Raw genomic sequence first — 17369 nt, forward strand, 5'->3', positions numbered from 1 at the left:
CACGCCGTGCTGTCAGCGAAAGTCGCTCTGGCTCAGGCCGACATCGGCGAGGGTCATCGGCTGACCGAAATCGGCCGTGTACTTGCGAGGCGGAATGTCGCAGCGGTAGATGCCGTTGTCGGGATTGAAGTCCGCGGCGGTCCATCCACTGGACGTCGCGCGCTCGACGTTGAAACAGGGTTGCGGCGGAATCGGTTCGGCCAGGTTTGCCGCGGCGTGCAATCCGCCTCCGGTCCAGGCGGTCTCCTGCTGTGCCTGGTTGAACACACACGCGCGGGTGAGGTCGTCACCGCAGTGTGACGCCGCCTTGGCGAACAGCAACCAGGACGACCACGCCCGCATGGCGGGCAGTGTGATCTTCGCGTCCGGCGCGTACTTGTCGTACAGCGACCGGAGTTCGGCAACGGTGGGGTCGTCGCTCTCCAGCGGGGTCATGCCGCTGAGGTCGACGACGTTGTTCTGGAAATCTGCGGACTTGCCCAGCAATTCGATGAACTGGGGGTTGTACGCGTTGTTGTTCGCGTCGATCCAGTCGAGCTTGTAGTCCATGGCGGTGAGGACGTCCTCGAGCTTCGCGAGCTGCTCCCAGGTTCCCATGAAGATGAGACCCTTGACGCCCTTGCTCTTGATGGCCTGGGCATAGGGCGTCCAGTCCGACACCCCCATGGCCGGGTACAGCTCGTCGTAGACGACCGTCGCACCCATGGATGCGAGCGTCTCGGCGTTCATCTGACCGAGGACCTTGGTGACGGCCGAGTCGCCGTTGATCATGCCGACGGCCGCCTTGGAGTCCGGATACGCCTCGTTCAGCGTCCACGTGCGGAACCCGGCGTAGTTGTCATATCCCGGGATCTTCGCCGGCGATGCACTTATCTCCAGGTCGGCGCCTGCGGACCGTTCCTGGACCACCTGGGCAGGAAAGCTCGGCAACAGGCAGCTGAGCCGTTCCTTGACGCCGAGGGCATCGAGGCCCGCGCCGCCGCCGACCAGTGCGAAGTCCTCCCGGCACGCTTCGATCATCCGCTGCCGCGGCTCCATCAGCTTCGCGTCGCGGGTCTCCGCGACGATCTTGCGGCCGTTGATGCCGCCGGCGTCGTTGCACCACGACGTGAACACCTTTGCGGCGTCGACGAACTCGGAGTTCTTCGTGAATCCGATGTCGGAGAACACCCCTACCTGGATTGCGTCGGCGGTGACGCCCTGGGCGGACGCACTCGAGGCGTCTCCGGGCTGACAGATGTCCGTCAGATCACCGAAATCGGCGGAGGCCGCAGCCCCCGAGGGCGACTTCGCGGGCCCCGCATCGGATTCCACGCTACCGCTGCGGCCGCTGCATCCGGCGACCAGCACGGCCGTCGCCGCCAGCGCTACCACTACCTTGTGTCGTTTCAACGATGGCTCCTTCTCTCGGCCTAGGTGTTGCGCCCGCCGTTCACGCCGAGAATCTGGCCGGTGATGTAGCCGGCTTCCTCGGACGCGAGGAACGAGCACGCGGCGGCGATGTCCTCGGGCCGGCCCGCCCGGCGGACCGGGGTGCGTGCGATGTGCTCGTCCACGGTGCCGCCCAGCTGACCGCGGGACTCGGCCCGGCGCAGCATCGGGGTGTCGACGAACCCCGGGGGGACGGCGTTGACCGTGACACCACGCGGGCCGTACTCCAGGGCGAGCGCCTTGGTCAGGCCGTTCACCCCGGATTTCGCGGCGACATACGAGGACATGAACGGCTGGCCCGAATGGGTACTGGACGAGGAGATGTTGACGATCCGGCCCCAGCCCGCGTCGACCATGTCGGGCAGCGTGGCCTGGGTGCAGTGGAAGACGCCGTGCAGGTTGACGTCGATCGTCGCCCGCCATTGCTCGAAGGTCAGCTTGCGGAACGGTCCGAACACCTCGTTCCCCGCCCCGTTGACCAGGATCGTCACCGGCCCGAACCGCTCGCGGACCTCGGCGAGGGCCTCCTCCACCCGGTCCCGGTCGGTGACGTCCACGACGTAGCCGTGCTCGTCGTCGGCCGGCGCCAGGTCGAACACCGCGACCCGGTGTCCGTCCAGCCGCAGCCGCTGTGCGACCGACTTCCCGATGCCGGACCCGCCTCCGGTGACCACCGCGGTCCGCGCTGCGCTCACGTCCACGGCTCGTCACCGACGACGGTGCTGCGCCGCATGAGACGTTCGGACGACGCGTCGTAGGGCAGGGCACGGTGCAGCATCCCGGTGTTGTCCCACACCACCATGTCCCCGGCCTCCCACTCGTGGGTGTGGCAGAAGCGTTCCTGCGTCGCCCACGCCTGCACCTCGTCGAGCAGGGCGCGGCTCTCGACCGGGTCCATCCCGACGACGTGGTCGGCGGTCGCACCGATCACCAGCGATCGGCGGCCGTCGCGGCGTTCCCAGATCAGCGACGACTCGTGGGTGGGCAGCGTCCGCCAGCCGGCGAGCTGTTCGTCCGTCGGATCGGGGCAGGCGGTGCGCTGCGCCGCCTCGAAACTGTGCAGCACCCGATGTCCTTCGTACCGTTTGCGTTCCGCCTCCGGCAGTGCCTCGTAGGCCGCGTAGGTGCTGGCGAACTCCGTGCCACCGCCGGTCGCGGCGGGCTGCCTGCAGGTCAGCACCGTCACCTTCGCCGGTACGTCACTGCAGGTGTCGTCGATGTGCCAGTTCAGGGTGGCGTGGAGGTACTCGGCCGACCGGCTGACCGCCGGATCGAGGGAGACGGTCATCAGTTCCATGCCCGTCCGCGGTTGCACCACCTCGCCGAATCGCCGGCTGAAGGCGAGCTGTGCCTCGTCGTCGAGGTGGAGTCCGCGCACCACCAGGACGCCGCGCCACCGCAGGGCCTCGGTGAGACGCGCGACGACGGTGTCGTCGGTGAGATCGACGCCGCCGGTCACCTCGACACCGAAGGTGGCGGTCAGGGCTTTCGTCGCCATCATCGGATTCCCCTCCGGCTCACAGGGACACGCCGGCTCGGTCGAGGCACCGGTGTACCGCCTCCATGTACGCGGTCTGGCCGTGGAACGGCCCGCTCACTCCGATCGCGACCTCGAGGAAGGGGCTGTACTCGTCGTTGACGTGGGTCTCCCAGCGGGTGATCTCGGCGTCGTCGTTGGTCTCGACGAAACTGTACGAGTAGAAGCCCATCGAGACGCCGTCGACCGTGGTGCCCTGCCAGCGGGTCTTCATGACGAAGCCGTTCTCGGCCGGCCAGTGCTTGAAGCTCACCGGCTTCCAGTCCGGGAAGGTCAGCGAGTACGCCTTGGCCTCCAGCGTGGAGGTCCGGGCCGTGTCCTCGGCGACCTCGCTCATGAGGATCACCTGCTCGCCGGTGAAGTAGGGCGAGGTGTAGATCGCGTCGGGCGCGAACTTCCACGCACCCGGGCCGTTTTCGTCGGTGTACTCCTCGCCGTCCTGCACACCTTGACGCAGGTATGCGTTGCCGTACCCCTCGGCCATGGCGCGATGGCGTGCGATGCGTTCTTCCAATTCCACTTTCGGTCTCCTCACTCGAATGTTGTGAATGCTGGGTGCAGGCAACCGGTCATCCCGAGATCTCGACGCCCTCGTAGCTCTCGAGCATCCCGTTCTCCGGCAGTGCCATCTGCAGGTAGACGTCGATGTGGCGGATCCTGTCCGAGTCGTCGAACTCGTACACCGACACCGAGTTGACGACGCTGCTGAAATCGCCGATGGTGCTGCGTTCTTCGAGTTCGAGGAACACCGCGTCCGGCGTCTCGGTGACGCGCTTGAACGAGCAGTCCCAGTCGGAGGATGTGGCCCAGTTGGTGAGGAACTCGACGTAGCCGGTCCAGTCCATCACTTCCTTGAAGTTCCCCACACGCTCGAACTCGTCGACTGCCACCAGGCGAGCCAGCGGCGCCCAGCTGTCGGTGGTGAAGCCGGGCTTCTTCGCCTCGTCGACGAGACGTTTGGTGGTGAGGCCGTACTCGAGGACGCGGCGTGCGCGCCCGGTGTGCTCGTCGAAGACGTCTTCGATTCGCTTTTCGGTCATGGGTTTCTGCTCCCGTCTCAGGACGTCGCGGCTGCCGCGAGGTAGCGGTCGACGACGGCGTGGTAGTGCGCGATGACGACTTCCTCCTTGACCAGGGTGAGGTGGTCGAGTGCGCGATTGCGCAGACCCCGTTGCTGTCGCGGCATCTGCTCGTAGTCCTGCTGGAGGGCGAGGAAGTACTTGAAGCTCCCCGGCTCGTCGACCTCGATCGGTTCGGCGCGGTAGGCGTCACGCAACTCCTGTGGCAGCCACATGTAGCTCGTGACGTGCCAGATGCAGCGGTTCGGGTCGCCGTCCGGATCGGGCAGAGCCATGATGACGGTGGCCTCGCCGGCCCGGATCGTCATGAAGAAGTTGGGGAATAGCACCCATCCGTGGTTGTCGCTCATCTGCGCATCGGTGAGCTCGCTGACGTCCAGGCCCATCGCGGTCAGGGTGTCCCGGGTCGCTTCCTGCAGAATCGTCCGGGCGGTCACTCCGTCCGGGAAGGTCAGCGGGCTGCCCTCGGTGCGGTGCGCGTCGACGAGTTCCTCGAATCGGGGCAGGATCGCGGTGAGAGAGGGGAAGGTTTCGGGGAGTTCGCGGATTCCTTCGACCTGTTCCTCGGGGCCGGCGTCACCGACCTGCGCGACCTCGAACGGCGCGCACGAGACGATGTGCTTGTCCAGGAAGCGGTAACGGCTCATCGTCGGGTCGATCGTGATCGCCCTGAGCAACTGGGGGTGGATTCCGGAGATGTGATAACCCTCGGAGAAGGCGTCGATGACCACCTTCCAGTTGCAGTCCAGTCCCTCGCGGACGTTCATGACCGTGACCATGTCCTCGAGGTGATACGGCTCGAGCATCGCGCGGACCTCGGGGCCGAGGAAGTCGGCCAGTGGTTCCGCGTCCGGGTCGGGATTGAGGAAGACGAACCCGGCGAAGGTGTCGACCGAGACCTCGAGCAGTGAGTTCTCGTCCTTGTCGATCGGTCCGAGCACCTTCTCGTGCAGGACGCCGCGCAGTGTGCCGTCGAGATCGTAGGACCACAGGTGGTACTGGCACAGGAATCGCTTCGAGTTTCCCCGGCCGGCGCACAGCGGGTTGCCCCGGTGTCGGCAGGCGTTGACGAAGCCCCTGATCCGCTCGTCCTTGCCGCGCACGAGGATGAAGGACTGGTCCAGAATCTGGTAGACCTTCCAGTCGCCGACCGCGGGCAGCTCGTCGACGCGACCGGCGATCTGCCAGATCTTCATCCAGACCGCTTCGCGTTCCCGGTCGGCGTATTCGCGGGAGGTGTAGCGGTCGGTGGGAACGCGCATGGTGAACTCGTCGGGTCCGATGTCGGCCAGGCCGCGACCGGTGTCCACCCAGTCGCCCGGACGCGGGGGCTGTGCCGAGTCGGGTGTCGTTGATACGGACTGCATCGAAATCGCTCCTCTTGGTGGTGAGCACCCCGGTGTCGGGGGAGGGCTGTGTGTTCACCGGCACCCGTACGCCGGGTGTCGGTGAAGGAACTGTCTGTGGCGCAGATGGTTACGAGACAGGTGTGGACACGTCGAGGCATGCCCCTACGGCACGAGCGCGCGATGGCTGGTGCCGGGGACCGCTGACGGTCGTACAACTGGTGGTGAGTGGTGCCGGTTTCCGATCGAAACGGAGACCGCAGATCACGTGCGGGACTGGCTCTCTCCCCGTGCGTCGAGGGCGCGACGCCGTGGTCGAGGTGAAGCTGTCTACGGGCTGACGTGCTCACGGGCGGGGGTGGTGTGACCGCGCCGGTGTCGCCGGACTGTGCGTCGGGTTCGCGCGGTGGGCGCGGACCCCCATCCCCTAAAATCAATCGCGTGATTGATTAATTCATGATGACCACAGCGGTCCGGGGTTGTCAATGGGATTCGGCGGATTCGGCACGAGACAGCAGTGCGCCCCGGGTGGCGACCGGTGCGAGTGCAACCGGTTGCCACCCGGGGCGCGGGGGAGCGTGTCAGTTGGCCGGTCAGTAACCGGTCGACGGGTCGATCCGGGCGACCAGCGGCTCGCCGCCCGCGAAGCGGGCGACATTGGCGGCGACGTGCTCGGCGAATGCCGGGGGCCGCACCGCCGGCGGGTTCGAGCAGTGCGGGGTGATGATGGCGTTCGGCAGGGCCCACAGCGGATGCCCGTCGGGCAGCGGTTCGGGGTCGGTGACGTCGAGCCCGGCACCGCCGATCGTGCCGTCGCGCAGCGCGGTGACGAGGGCGTCGGTGTCGACGAGGGAGCCGCGCGCCACGTTGATCACCCAGGACCGGGGGCCCAGCCGCCGCAACTGCTCGGCACCGACCAGGTGCCGGGTGTCGGCGGTCGCGGGGGCCGCGATCACGACATGGTCGACCTGGCTCCACATCTCGTCGGTGCGCTCGGCGGGCAGCGTCACCTCGGCGCCGGGTACCGGTGTTCCGGACCGGTTCACCGCCACCACGGTCGCGCCGACCGCCGTCAGCATCGGGACCAGCGCGCGGCCGATGCCGCCGGCGCCGAGGATGCCGACCCGGCTGCCACGCAGCGTCCCGACCCGGCCGAAGAACTCCTGCTGCCGCCAACTTGTCGCGGTGATCTGGTCGGGGAGCGAACGCACACCCGCAAGCAGCAGAGTGAGCGCGTGCTCGGCGACGGTGGCCGCGAACGCCCCCGCCGCGGAGGTCCATTCGACTCCCGGATGGCGGGCGATGATGCCCGCGGCGAACCACTCCTCGACCCCGGCCGAGTAGAGCTGCACCCAGCGGATCGACTCCGGCAGCGTCTCGGGGAACCTCTCCGGCCCGGCGTCCCAGACCAACGCCCGTGCCCCCTCCATCGGTGACCACTGTCCGCCGGCGCGGACGATCGCGTCCATCAGGGCCGGATCGGCGTGAGGTCCGAGGGCGACGGGCACGGGCGTCATGGCGTACTCCTGAACGTCAGGCGGGCATCTCGATCAGCGGGTAGGCGCCATTCTCGTCGTGCACCTCCCGGCCGGTGACCGGGGGGTTGAACACGCACAGCATCCGCATCTGCGTGACCGGTTCGACGCGGTGCCGTTCGTGGCCGTCGAGCAGGTACATGGTGCCCGGCCGCAGTTCGTGCACCTCGCCGCTGTCCAGGTCGGTGAGGATGCCGTCGCCCTCGATCAGCCAGACGGCCTCGATGTGGTTGGCGTAGTGGAACTCGTTGACCGAGCCGGGGGCGATGGTGGTCTCGTGGAAGGAGAACCCGACGCCGTCGCCGGCGAGCACGATGCGCTTGGAACGCCAGTTGCCGTCGGCGCTCGTGATGTCGCGGTCGGTGTCGGTGATCTCATCGGTGGTGCGAACGATCATGGGAAATCTCCTCGTCAGGCGCAGACCTTGGCAGTGGCTTCGGCGAGAATGCTCAGGCCGTGGTTCAATTCGTCGCTCGTGATCGTCAGGGGCGGAAGAAGTTTCACGACCTCGTCCGACGGGCCCGAGGTCTCGGCCAACAGGCCCTCGTCGTATGCGAGGCCGCACACCTTCACCGCCTTGCCCGGATCGTCGAACACCAGGCCCTGCACCATTCCGCGACCGCGGGTGCTGACGCCGTCGAACGAATCCGCGAGGTTGGCGAAGATCTCCCCGATCCGCCGGCCCTTGGACGCGGTGGACAGCTGGAGCAGATCGTCGGACCAGTACTGCTCGAGCGCGGCGGTGGCCGTGACGAAGGCGGGGTTGTTGCCACGGAAGGTGCCGTTGTGTTCGCCGGGGGACCAGACGTCGAGTTCCGGCTTGAACAGGGTCAGGGCCATCGGAAGGCCGTAGCCGCCGATGGACTTCGAGAGGGTGACGATGTCGGGCGTGATACCGGCGATCTCGAATGAGAAGAACGGGCCGGTGCGACCGCAGCCCATCTGGACGTCGTCGACGATGAGCAGGATCCCGCGCGAGGAGCACAGGTCGGCGAGGGCGCGGAGCCACTCGGGGCGGGCGACGTTGACGCCCCCCTCGCCCTGGACGGTCTCGACGATCACGGCGGCGGGCCGGTTGAGGCCACTGCCCGCGTCGTCCAGGACGCGCTCGAACCAGTGGAAGTCGGGCATCTCGCCGTCGAAGTAGTTGTCGAACGGCATCGGCGTGGAGTGGACGAGGGGGACCCCCGCGCCCGCACGCTTCATGGAGTTGCCCGTGACAGAGAGGGACCCGAGGGTCATGCCGTGGAAGGCGTTGGTGAAGTTGACGATCGACTCGCGTCCGGTGACCTTGCGGGCGAGCTTGAGCGCCGATTCGACCGCGTTGGTGCCGGTGGGTCCGGGGAACTGGACCTTGTAGTCGAGTCGGCGCGGCGTCAGGACGAGGTCCTCGAAGGTCTCGAGAAAGCGCCGCTTGGCGACGGTGTGCATGTCGAGGCCGTGGGTGATGCCGTTGGCGTCGATGTAGTCGAGGAGGGCCCGCTTGAGGACCGGGTTGTTGTGGCCGTAGTTCAGTGCGCCTGCCCCGGCGAAGAAGTCCAGGTACTCGCGACCGTCCTCGGCGCGCAGCCAGGACCCGGACGCGGACTCGAAGACGGTCGGCCAGGACCGGCTGTAGCTGCGGACCTCGGATTCGAGGGTGGTGAAGATGCTGGTGTCGACTGCGGTGGTCATCATCGCGCTCCTTCGGTGCTCTCGTCCCCGACGACGTAGAGCTCTTCGGATTCGTGCGTATCGGGAAAGTGATTGGGGGTGAAAAGTTCTCGCTTCGTGATGGTGGTGTAGCGGTTGCGGGCCAATGCCGTGAACAGGGCGATCGACGCGGTGTTGTCCGGGCTGATCGTCGTTTCCAGGCGGGTGATCCCCTGGTGTGCAAGGTGATCGAGGAGGTCGCCGAGCATCGCGGCGGCCACTCCCTGGCCGCGTGCGCTCTCGTCGACGGCGACCTGCCAGACGAACACGGTCTGCGGGTCCTGTGGCCGGACGAATCCGGTGACGAACCCGACGACGCGACCGTCGATCTCGGCGACGGTGGAGCTGTCGTGGAAATCTCTGCACCACAACAGGTAGGAGTAGCTGGAATTGAGATCGAGCACTCGCGAGCCGCGGGCGATCTCCCACATCCTGGTTCCGTCGGCGACCGTCGGCCTGCGGCAGGCGGTCGCCCGGTGCCTCGGGTCGTCCGTCATCGTCGGCGGGTGAAGTGACAGGGTTGGGGTACTGCTCTCCGTAGCTGGCTTCATATGCAATCCGAACGTAACAACGGGAGCACGGCCGTTTCACCCCCGTGATGCGAAATTGGTTGCAACACGCCGGGTTCGATGCTGGTGAGACCATGGATGTGATGTGCGACACATTGTGTAGCGCTCGGGGTGTTTCGGGCGATTGTGGTCGTCCTCGCGGACCTCGTCGGCGCGGCACCCGACAGGCGGACGGCCACCGTCGTCAGGGGCCGTCCGCGGCTCGATCAGCTGACGCTCGCCAACGCGAACGGCAGGACGGCGTCGGCGCCCGCCGACCGGAGTTCGCGCGCCGCCATCGTCAACGTCCAGCCGGTGTCCGACAGGTCGTCGACGAGCAGGATCGGCCCGCTGACCGCGGTCAGGTCCGGTGCCGTCCACGCGCCCGCCAGCCCGGCGACGCGGTACGCGGAATTCGCCGCCGACACCGGGGGGTGGCCGGGTGTGCGGGGCAGGACGCCGAGATCGGTCAGCCGGCCCACCTGCGCCAGCCGGGCCGCAAGCGACGACACCAGCTGCGGTCGGGACTCGGACTCGAGCGCGATCACCGACGTCGGGCGCACTGCCCAGTCCCAGGACGCCAGCACCTTGATCGCGGCGTCGACCACGGCGTCCGGGACGGGACCGTCCGGGCCGTCGAACAGTGCGCGCAGTCGCTGACCCCAGCCGAGGTCGGACAGCCTGCCGAGCACCCGCCCGGTCTCCGGGCCGTCGGTGATCTTCCCGGACAACGAGACTCCGAGCTTCGCCAGGCCGGTCGGCCACTGTTTGCGGGGCGCCAGGTCCACACCGGGGCGGTCCAGGCGGGCCCTCGCCCGGGCGATCGACTCCGCGTCGACGGTGGCGTCGACGGCGACGCCGGTGCAGTTGTCGCAGCGACCGCACGGCGCCGCACCGTCCGACAGCAGCGGGTCGTCGAGCTGGCGACGCAAGAACTCCATCCGGCACATCGACGTGGTTTGATAGTCGACCATCGCCTGCTGCTCGGCCGACCGGGCCCGCTCGAGCCGCTCGTAGCGCGGTGCGTCGTACACCCACGGCTGCCCGGTGCCGATCCAGCCGCCGCGCACCCGGCGGACCGCCCCGTCCACATCGAGCACCTTGAGCACCATCTCCAGCCGCGACCGGTTCAGCTCGACCAGCGGTTCGAGGGCCTGCGTGGACTGAGGACGCTCGGGGTCGAGCACCTCGAGCACGCGCCGCACCACGTGTTCGTGTGGGAAGGCAACGGAGGCAAAGTAACTCCAGATCTGCCGGTCCTCGTGCCCGGGCAGCAGCACCACCTCGGCGCGGTCGGTGGAGCGGCCGGCGCGGCCGACCTGCTGGTAGTACGAGATCGGGGAGGACGGCGCCCCCAGGTGCACGACGAACCCCAGGTCGGGCTTGTCGAAGCCCATCCCGAGGGCCGACGTTGCGACCAGTGCCTTGACCCGGTTGTTCAACAGGTCCGCCTCGAGTTGCTCACGCTCGGCGGTGTCGGTTTGCCCGGTGTACGCGGCGACCGTGTGCCCCTGCTCGGCGAGCAGCGCGGCGAGGTCGCGGGCCGCGGACACCGTGAGGGTGTAGATGATGCCCGACCCGGGCAGCGAGTCGAGCCGTTGCCCGAGCCAGGCCGCCCGCTCGGTCGCCTCGTCGATACGGACCACCGACAGCGACAGCGACTCGCGTTCGAGTCCACCGCGCAGTACCAGCGTCTCGGCGCCGCCGACGCCGAGCTGGGCGGAGACGTCCGCGACCACCCGGTCGTTGGCGGTCGCGGTGGTGGCCAGCACCGGGATGCCGTCGCCCAGTTCGGCGATCAGGGTGCGGATGCGCCGGTAGTCGGGACGGAAGTCATGGCCCCAGTCGGAGACGCAGTGGGCTTCGTCGACCACGACGAGGCCGGCGTCCGCGGCCAGGGACGGCAGCACCTGGTCCCGGAAGTCGGGGTTGTTCAACCGTTCGGGGCTGACCAGCAGCACGTCCACCTCGCGGTCCGCGATGCGCTGGTGGATCTCGTCCCACTCGGTGACGTTGCCGGAGTTGATCGTCGCCGCCCGCACCCCGGCGCGTGCGGCGGAGTCGACCTGGTTGCGCATCAACGCCAGCAGCGGCGAGACGATGACGGTCGGGCCGTGCCCGCGGGCCCGCAGCAGCTTCGCGGAGATAAAGTACACCGCGGACTTGCCCCAGCCGGTGCGCTGTACGACCAGTGCGCGCCGCCGCTGGACGACCAGCGCCTCGATGGCGACCCACTGGTCCTCCCGCAGCCGTGCGTCCGGGCCTGCGAGTTCCCGTAGCAGGGCTTCGGCGTCGGCGCGTAGATCCGTGGTGGCTGAGGTCATGGCGTCCATCGTGCCCGACGACGCCGACAACGATGACCGCCTGCCGGGACCTGACGCCGAAATCCGCTACGGCGTGGTAGGCCTGATGGATGGACGTGACCGATCACACGATTCTGTCGGGTTTCGACGCGCTCGCCGCCGAGCTGGTCGACCTCTACCGAGACCTGCACGCGCATCCCGAGCTCTCGCACGCCGAACACCGCACGGCGGGAATCGTCGCCGAGCGGCTCGCCGCGTCCGGGTACGAGGTGACGGCCGGCATCGGAGGCACCGGCGTGGTCGGGGTGCTGCGGAACGGCGACGGGCCGGTGGTGCTGCTGCGGGCCGACATGGACGCGTTGCCGGTCCGCGAGGACACGGGGCTCGAGTACGCGTCCACCGCCACCGCGGTCGACGGCGCGGGCGACACAGTGCCGGTGATGCACGCGTGCGGTCACGACATGCACGTCACCTGCCTGCTCGGTGCCGCGGACCTGCTAGCCGCCGGGCGGGAGCAGTGGTCGGGCACTCTCGTCGCGCTGTTCCAGCCCGCCGAGGAGCTCGGCGACGGCGCCCGCCGGATGATCGACGACGGTCTCTACTCGAAGATCCCCGCCCCGTCGGTGGTGCTCGGCCAGCACGTCATGCCGGGCCCGGTGGGCACCGTGTTCGCCAGCCCCGGCACCGCGATGGCCGCGGCGCGCAGCGTGCAGATCCGGATGTTCGGCCGCGGCGGGCACGGGTCGATGCCCGACCACACGATCGATCCGGTCGTGATGGGCGCCTCGACCGTGATGCGGCTGCAGACCCTGGTCTCGCGTGAGGTGTCGCCGACCAACCCGGCCGTGGTCACCGTCGGCTCGTTCCAGGCAGGCACCAAGGAGAACGTCATCCCGGACGAGGCGGTGCTCAAGGTCAACACCCGAGCCTTCGACACCCACGTCGCCGAGCAGCTCGCCGAGGGCATCACCCGGATCGCCAACGCCGAGGCCGACGCGTCCGGTGCCCCGATGCAGCCGGAGATCACCGAGCTGAACAGCTTCCCGCTCACCGTGAACGACGCCGACGCCACCCGGCGCACCCTCGGGGTGCTGCGCGGCCTGCTCGGCGACGACAAGGTGTTCGAGATCGGGCCCGTCGCGGGCAGCGAGGACGTCGGCGACCTCGCCACCGAACTCGGAATCCCGCTCGCCTACTGGTTCTTCGGCGGGTTCGACATGAGCGACGGAACGCCGCTGCCGTCCAACCACTCCCCGCAGTTCGCCCCCGCGATCCGGCCCACCCTGGACACCGGGGTGGCGGCGCTGGTGACGGCCGCGCTGGAGTGGCTGGACTGACGGCGGCGCCGGGGTGGGCGCCGCCTCCCGGCGGGTCAGTCCGTGTACATCGCGTCGAACACGGCGGCGAAGTTCTCGCCGACCACCTTCCGTTTGATCTTCAGGGTCGGGGTCAGCTCGCCGGTCTCCTGGGACAGGTCCCGGTCGGCGATGGCGAACTTCTTGACCTGTTCGGGCTGAGCCAGTTTGGCGTTCGCGGCGTCCACAGCCTGCTGGACGAGATCGACGACGGTCGGGTGTGTCGACAGCGCGGCGATCGAATCCGGGAGGCCCTGGGCCTGCGCCCAGGGCAGTACCGTCTCCGGGTCGAGGGTCACCAGCACCACCGGGTAGGGGCGGCGGTCGCCGTGCATGACGGCCTGGCTGATCCAGGGTGAGCGCTTGAGATCGTTCTCCAGGTTCGCCGGTGTCAGGTTCTTGCCGCCTGAGGTGACGATGATGTCCTTCTTACGGCCGATGATCGAGACGTAGCCGTCCTCGTCGATCGACGCGAGGTCGCCGGTGTGCAACCAGCCGTCGGTGATCGCCCCGAACGACGCGTCCTCCATCTTGTAGTAGCCCTGGAAGATGTTGCCGCCCTTGAGTAGGAGCTCGCCGTCCTCGGCGACCCGGGCCTCGATGCCGGGCAGCGTCCGGCCGACGGTGCCGAACCGGTGGTTCCGGGCGGTGTTCACCGTCGCGCCCGTGGAGGTCTCGGTCATTCCGAAGCCCTCCATCAGCGGCACGCCGCAGCCGTAGAAGAACTCGAGGATCTCCTTCGAGATCGGGGCGGCTCCCGTGATCGCGAGATCGAGGTTGCCGCCGAACAGGGCCCGCACGCCCTGGAACAGTGCGGCATCGGCGGCGTCGAACTGCGTCCTCAACTCGGCGGGCACCGGTTCGCCCGCCTGCTCCATGTCCCGCACCCGGACCCCGAGTGCCGCGGCGGCGAGGATCCGGTCACGCTCCTCGGCAGGCTTGGATCCGACCGCCAGGGTGTAGACCTTCTCGAACACGCGCGGCACCGACGGCAGATGGGTGGGCCGCACCTGCATCACCTCGGCGACGATGCGGGCGGTGTCGCCGCCCCAGTAGGCGATGACCCCGCCGCGGTCGAACGCCAGCAGTTGGAAGAGCAGCGCGAATGCGTGCGCGAGCGGCAGGAACAGGTACAGCACCATGTCCTCGTCGGATTCGATGCCCTCGATCTCGTCCAGGGCGACATTCGCGGTCATGATCGCGCGGTAGTTGCCGTGGGAGAGAACGCAGCCCTTCGGCGGCCCCGTGGTGCCCGAGGTGTACATGAACACGTACGGATCCGACGGATCGACCGCGGCCGAACGTCGCCGCAGTTCCTCGGCGCCGGCCGCGCGGCCCCGTTCGCGGATCTCGTCCGCCGGCACCGCACCCGCCGCCTCACCGCCCTGGACGACGATCCACTCCAGAGCCGGGAGCTGGTCGCGGACGGCCGCGATCTTGGCGACCTGCTCGGCGTTCTCGCAGACGATGCCGCGGGCCTCCGAATTGCCCACCACCCACGCGCATTCCTCCGCGGAGTTGGTCGGGTAGACCGAGACGTGCACGCCGCCCGCCGCGACGATCGCCAGGTGCGCGATCGACCAGTCCGGGCGGGTGGCTCCGAGGACCGCGACGCGGTCGCCGGGAGACAGCCCGAGGTCGATCAGGCCGGCCCCGAAGTCGGTGACCCGGTCGGCGAGCTCCCGGTAGTTGATCTCTTCCCACTGGTCCGGTGTGCTCTGCCAGCGCGCGGCGGGACGGTTGCCGTACGCCTCGGCGGCACGGAACGCGAGATCCGCGATGGTCGTGCCCGCAACTGTCCGGTTCATCCGGTACCCCATTCGACGGGCGGCATGTGATCTGACTCACTCTGGCCGCAGTGGGGCGATGGTATGCCAGGCGAACTAGTTGCGCATCGATTTGGCGTCCGGATGTCGCGCGAGCAGATCGTCCACCTCCGCGGCGGTGGGGGAGGACGCCGCCGCGCCGGGTCGGGTGGTCGCCAGTGCCCCGGCCGCGGTCGCGCGCTGCAGCGCCGCCGTCGGACCGAGGTGCCACGACGCGGCGAGGGTGCCGGTGAACGCGTCGCCGGCGCCGGTGGTGTCGACGACCGCGACGGCGTGTGCCTCGGCGTGCGCCGAGGCACCGTCGGGTCCTCGCCAGCGGGCGCCTCGACCGCCCAGTGTCGTGATCAGGTGGGGCACCCGGTCCAGGGTGGCTTCGCCGAGCTGGCCGGCCTCCGTCTCGTTGACGACGAGCACATCCACGGCGGCGACGAGCGCATCCGGAAGCGGACCCGCCGGAGACGGATTCAGGAACACCGTGGTGCCCGCGGCGCGGGCGTGCTCGGCAGCGGCGGTGACCGTCGGGACCGGCAGTTCGAGCTGGCACAGCAGCACGTCCGCGCGTGCGACGGCGGCGAGGTCCGCCTCGGTCAGGGTGGTGACGGTGGCGTTCGCGCCGGGCACCACCACGATCGAGTTCTCGCCCGTCGCATCGACGGTGATCGCGGCGACCCCGCTCGGTCCGGGCGCCACGCGCAGCAGTGTCACGTCAACCCCCGCGTCGGCCAGGCCGGCCCGCAGTGGTGCGGCGAACGTGTCGTCGCCGACCGCGCCGAGGAAGGTGACGTCCGAGCCCGCGCGTGCCGCCGCGACCGCCTGGTTGGCGCCTTTCCCGCCCGACCCCGTATGGAATCCGTTGCCCAGCACCGTTTCTCCTGGACGCGGCATTCGGGGAGTGGTGGCCACGAGGTCCATGTTGACGCTGCCGAGGACGGTCACGGTGCCGGACATGAGCTCAGGGTACTGACCGAATGTGGGATTCGGTCACTTCACGTGATCGAATCCCACATTCGGTCGGATGGTGGGGTGGTGACTGCTCAGGCGTGATCGGCCTGCGGCCGGCGGGCGAGTTCGGTTGCGGCGTGTGCGGTTCGGGTCCGCAGGCGCCGCAGCACGGTACGGGCCTCGGATTCCGTGGCGACCGCGGGGGCGCAGCCCTCGAGCGGGCGTCGTGCGGTCTCGGGGATCAGCAGGACCGCGAAACCACCGATCAGGGCGGCGCCCATCATGTAGAAGGGTGCGACGAGGGTGCTCCCGGTCGCGTCCTCGAGTGCCGTGATCGCCAACGGGGTCGTGCCGCCGAACAGTGAGACCGCGAGGTTGTACGCGATCGCGAGCGCACCGTAGCGGACACCGGTGGGGAACAGGGCGGGCAGCACCGACGGGAAGACGCCGACGAACAGCAGCAGCAACGCACCGAGGATGGCCAGACCGACGATCACCGGGAGGTAGCCGCCCTGTCCGATCAGCAGGTACGCCGGCAGGGACAGGGCGAAGAAGCCGGCGAAACCGATGAGCAGCAGTGGCTTTCGGCCCAGCCGGTCGGAGAGTGCGCCGACCCGGGTGATCGCCGCCATCATCGCGACCATCACCACGATCATCAGGAGCAGGCCGTGCGTCTCGTCGTATCCGAGGGTGTTCGACAGGTAGGTCGGCATATAGGTGAGCAGACCGTAGTGCGCGATGTTGTAGGTCGCGACGAGGACGATGCACAGCAGCATCGGCCGCCAACTGCCCGTGACGGTCTCGCGCAGCTTCGCCAGCGCACTCACCTGGGGGGACTCCGCGGTCCCGTCGGTCTCGGTGCGGGCGTCCTCCAGCGCCCGGAATGCAGGTGTCTCCTCCAGCCGCAGACGCAGGTACAGGCCGATCAGCCCGAGCGGGCCCGCGATCAGGAAGGGGATCCGCCAGGCCCAGCCGACCAGGGCCTCGTCCGTGGTCAGCGCCTGGATCGTGGTCACGAGGGCTGCGGCGGCGACGTAGCCGGCGAGCGTGCCGAGTTCGAGGAAGCTGGCGAAGAACCCGCGGCGGCGGTCCGGGGCGTACTCGGCGACGAAGGTGCTGGCGCCGCCGTACTCGCCACCGGTTGAAAAGCCCTGCAGGAGACGGAACACCACCAGCAGGATCGGTGCGGCCACCCCGATCGACGCGTAGCTCGGAACGAGTCCGATCGCGAACGTGCTCGCGGCCATCATGACGATCGTCGTGGCCAGCACACGCTTGCGTCCGATCCGGTCGCCGAGCGGCCCGAAGAAGAGCCCGCCGAGTGGGCGCACGACGAAGGCCGCGGCGAAGATCGCGAAGGTGGACAACAGCTGTGCCACGCCGCTGGCCTCGGGGAAGAAGACCTTCCCGAGTGTGGTCGCCAGGTAGGCGTACACGCCGAAGTCGAACCATTCCATCGCGTTGCCGAGCATCGTCGCCTTCACGGCCCGCTTGACCGATGACTCGTCGACAACGGTGACGTCGGGTGACGCGGTGATGTCGGCGCTGCTGATCTGTGATTGTGGGATCATGTGTGCGCTCCTCAGCGCTGCCGTCCCGAGCTCGTGCCCGGCAGGCATGTGCCGCGCCGGCGGGGTACGTACCTGATGTACGCATCTTTTCGACGCCCGCACGGCGGCGGTGCTGGTCGGGTGTCGACGGCGCGCGGCCCTGTGGCTCTGTCCGGCCCCCACCGGATGGCTCTGGCTCGCGGCAATGCTCCGAAACCGTTCCGG

The 17369-nt window shown here is 68.7% G+C and carries 15 protein-coding genes; 1 reads left to right on the top strand and 14 read right to left on the bottom strand.

What is annotated here, in order from left to right; all coding sequences use genetic code 11:
* Positions 1–12: 12 nt before the first annotated feature.
* The 11 genes from ACWDU4_RS01750 to ACWDU4_RS01800 form a co-directional block, all read right to left on the bottom strand.
* Positions 13–1392, bottom strand: coding sequence for an ABC transporter substrate-binding protein (locus ACWDU4_RS01750; protein ID WP_450112120.1), 1380 nt, complete (start codon positions 1390–1392; stop codon positions 13–15).
* 20 nt (positions 1393–1412) lie between these two features.
* Positions 1413–2126: an SDR family NAD(P)-dependent oxidoreductase gene (locus tag ACWDU4_RS01755; protein ID WP_450112121.1), complete on the bottom strand. Its 714-nt coding sequence runs from the start codon at positions 2124–2126 to the stop codon at positions 1413–1415.
* Complete coding sequence (locus ACWDU4_RS01760; RefSeq protein ID WP_450112122.1) at positions 2123–2932, bottom strand: TauD/TfdA dioxygenase family protein; 810 nt, start codon at positions 2930–2932, stop codon at positions 2123–2125. Before ACWDU4_RS01760 ends, ACWDU4_RS01755 begins: the two co-directional genes overlap by 4 nt.
* A 16-nt stretch (positions 2933–2948) precedes the next feature.
* Positions 2949–3488 (bottom strand): hypothetical protein, encoded by a 540-nt coding sequence (locus ACWDU4_RS01765; RefSeq protein WP_450112123.1) that lies wholly within the window; start codon positions 3486–3488, stop codon positions 2949–2951.
* A 49-nt stretch (positions 3489–3537) separates the two neighbouring features.
* Positions 3538–4008, bottom strand: a complete 471-nt coding sequence (locus tag ACWDU4_RS01770) for a hypothetical protein (protein WP_450112124.1) — start codon at positions 4006–4008, stop codon at positions 3538–3540.
* A 17-nt stretch (positions 4009–4025) separates the two neighbouring features.
* A complete protein-coding gene (locus ACWDU4_RS01775) occupies positions 4026–5414 on the bottom strand; it encodes an aromatic ring-hydroxylating oxygenase subunit alpha (protein ID WP_450112125.1) in 1389 nt (462 codons plus the stop codon).
* A 572-nt stretch (positions 5415–5986) separates the two neighbouring features.
* Positions 5987–6910, bottom strand: coding sequence for a D-isomer specific 2-hydroxyacid dehydrogenase family protein (locus ACWDU4_RS01780; protein WP_450112126.1), 924 nt, complete (start codon positions 6908–6910; stop codon positions 5987–5989).
* A 16-nt stretch (positions 6911–6926) separates the two neighbouring features.
* The gene (locus ACWDU4_RS01785) at positions 6927–7325 is read right to left on the bottom strand and encodes an ectoine synthase (RefSeq protein WP_450112127.1); all 399 of its coding nucleotides are present in this window, start codon (positions 7323–7325) and stop codon (positions 6927–6929) included.
* A gap of 14 nt (positions 7326–7339) precedes the next feature.
* Positions 7340–8602: a diaminobutyrate--2-oxoglutarate transaminase gene (ectB, locus tag ACWDU4_RS01790; RefSeq protein WP_450112128.1), complete on the bottom strand. Its 1263-nt coding sequence runs from the start codon at positions 8600–8602 to the stop codon at positions 7340–7342.
* Entirely contained in the window at positions 8602–9117 is a 516-nt protein-coding gene (gene ectA, locus ACWDU4_RS01795) for a diaminobutyrate acetyltransferase (protein ID WP_450112129.1), read from the bottom strand. The genes ectB and ectA overlap by 1 nt, the downstream gene beginning before the upstream one ends.
* 278 nt (positions 9118–9395) lie before the next feature.
* Positions 9396–11492, bottom strand: a complete 2097-nt coding sequence (locus tag ACWDU4_RS01800) for a DEAD/DEAH box helicase (protein ID WP_450112130.1) — start codon at positions 11490–11492, stop codon at positions 9396–9398.
* 95 nt (positions 11493–11587) lie between these two features.
* On the opposite strand from ACWDU4_RS01800, the gene ACWDU4_RS01805 reads away from it, so the two are divergent.
* Complete coding sequence (locus ACWDU4_RS01805; RefSeq protein ID WP_450112131.1) at positions 11588–12808, top strand: amidohydrolase; 1221 nt, start codon at positions 11588–11590, stop codon at positions 12806–12808.
* A 35-nt stretch (positions 12809–12843) separates the two neighbouring features.
* Here ACWDU4_RS01805 and ACWDU4_RS01810 read toward each other — a convergent pair whose 3' ends face one another.
* The 3 genes from ACWDU4_RS01810 to ACWDU4_RS01820 form a co-directional block, all read right to left on the bottom strand.
* Entirely contained in the window at positions 12844–14634 is a 1791-nt protein-coding gene (locus tag ACWDU4_RS01810) for an AMP-dependent synthetase/ligase (RefSeq protein WP_450112132.1), read from the bottom strand.
* Between the two features lie 75 nt (positions 14635–14709).
* The gene (locus tag ACWDU4_RS01815; protein ID WP_450112133.1) at positions 14710–15600 is read right to left on the bottom strand and encodes a ribokinase; all 891 of its coding nucleotides are present in this window, start codon (positions 15598–15600) and stop codon (positions 14710–14712) included.
* An 86-nt stretch (positions 15601–15686) separates the two neighbouring features.
* Complete coding sequence (locus tag ACWDU4_RS01820) at positions 15687–17165, bottom strand: MFS transporter (protein ID WP_450112134.1); 1479 nt, start codon at positions 17163–17165, stop codon at positions 15687–15689.
* Positions 17166–17369 lie beyond the last annotated feature (204 nt).

This window comes from Rhodococcus sp. NPDC003348 (assembly GCF_053589375.1).

Bases quoted from the DNA above. Each gene is read 5' to 3' on its own strand.
- ACWDU4_RS01770 (WP_450112124.1), bottom strand. From the start codon at position 4,008: ATGACCGAAAAGCGAATCGAAGACGTCTTCGACGAGCACACCGGGCGC.
- ACWDU4_RS01815 (WP_450112133.1), bottom strand. From the start codon at position 15,600: ATGTCCGGCACCGTGACCGTCCTCGGCAGCGTCAACATGGACCTCGTG.
- ectA (WP_450112129.1), bottom strand. From the start codon at position 9,117: ATGACGGACGACCCGAGGCACCGGGCGACCGCCTGCCGCAGGCCGACG.
- ectB (WP_450112128.1), bottom strand. From the start codon at position 8,602: ATGACCACCGCAGTCGACACCAGCATCTTCACCACCCTCGAATCCGAG.
- ACWDU4_RS01760 (WP_450112122.1), bottom strand. From the start codon at position 2,932: ATGATGGCGACGAAAGCCCTGACCGCCACCTTCGGTGTCGAGGTGACC.
- ACWDU4_RS01780 (WP_450112126.1), bottom strand. From the start codon at position 6,910: ATGACGCCCGTGCCCGTCGCCCTCGGACCTCACGCCGATCCGGCCCTG.
- ACWDU4_RS01820 (WP_450112134.1), bottom strand. From the start codon at position 17,165: ATGATCCCACAATCACAGATCAGCAGCGCCGACATCACCGCGTCACCC.
- ACWDU4_RS01800 (WP_450112130.1), bottom strand. From the start codon at position 11,492: ATGACCTCAGCCACCACGGATCTACGCGCCGACGCCGAAGCCCTGCTA.
- ACWDU4_RS01775 (WP_450112125.1), bottom strand. From the start codon at position 5,414: ATGCAGTCCGTATCAACGACACCCGACTCGGCACAGCCCCCGCGTCCG.
- ACWDU4_RS01810 (WP_450112132.1), bottom strand. From the start codon at position 14,634: ATGAACCGGACAGTTGCGGGCACGACCATCGCGGATCTCGCGTTCCGT.
- ACWDU4_RS01785 (WP_450112127.1), bottom strand. From the start codon at position 7,325: ATGATCGTTCGCACCACCGATGAGATCACCGACACCGACCGCGACATC.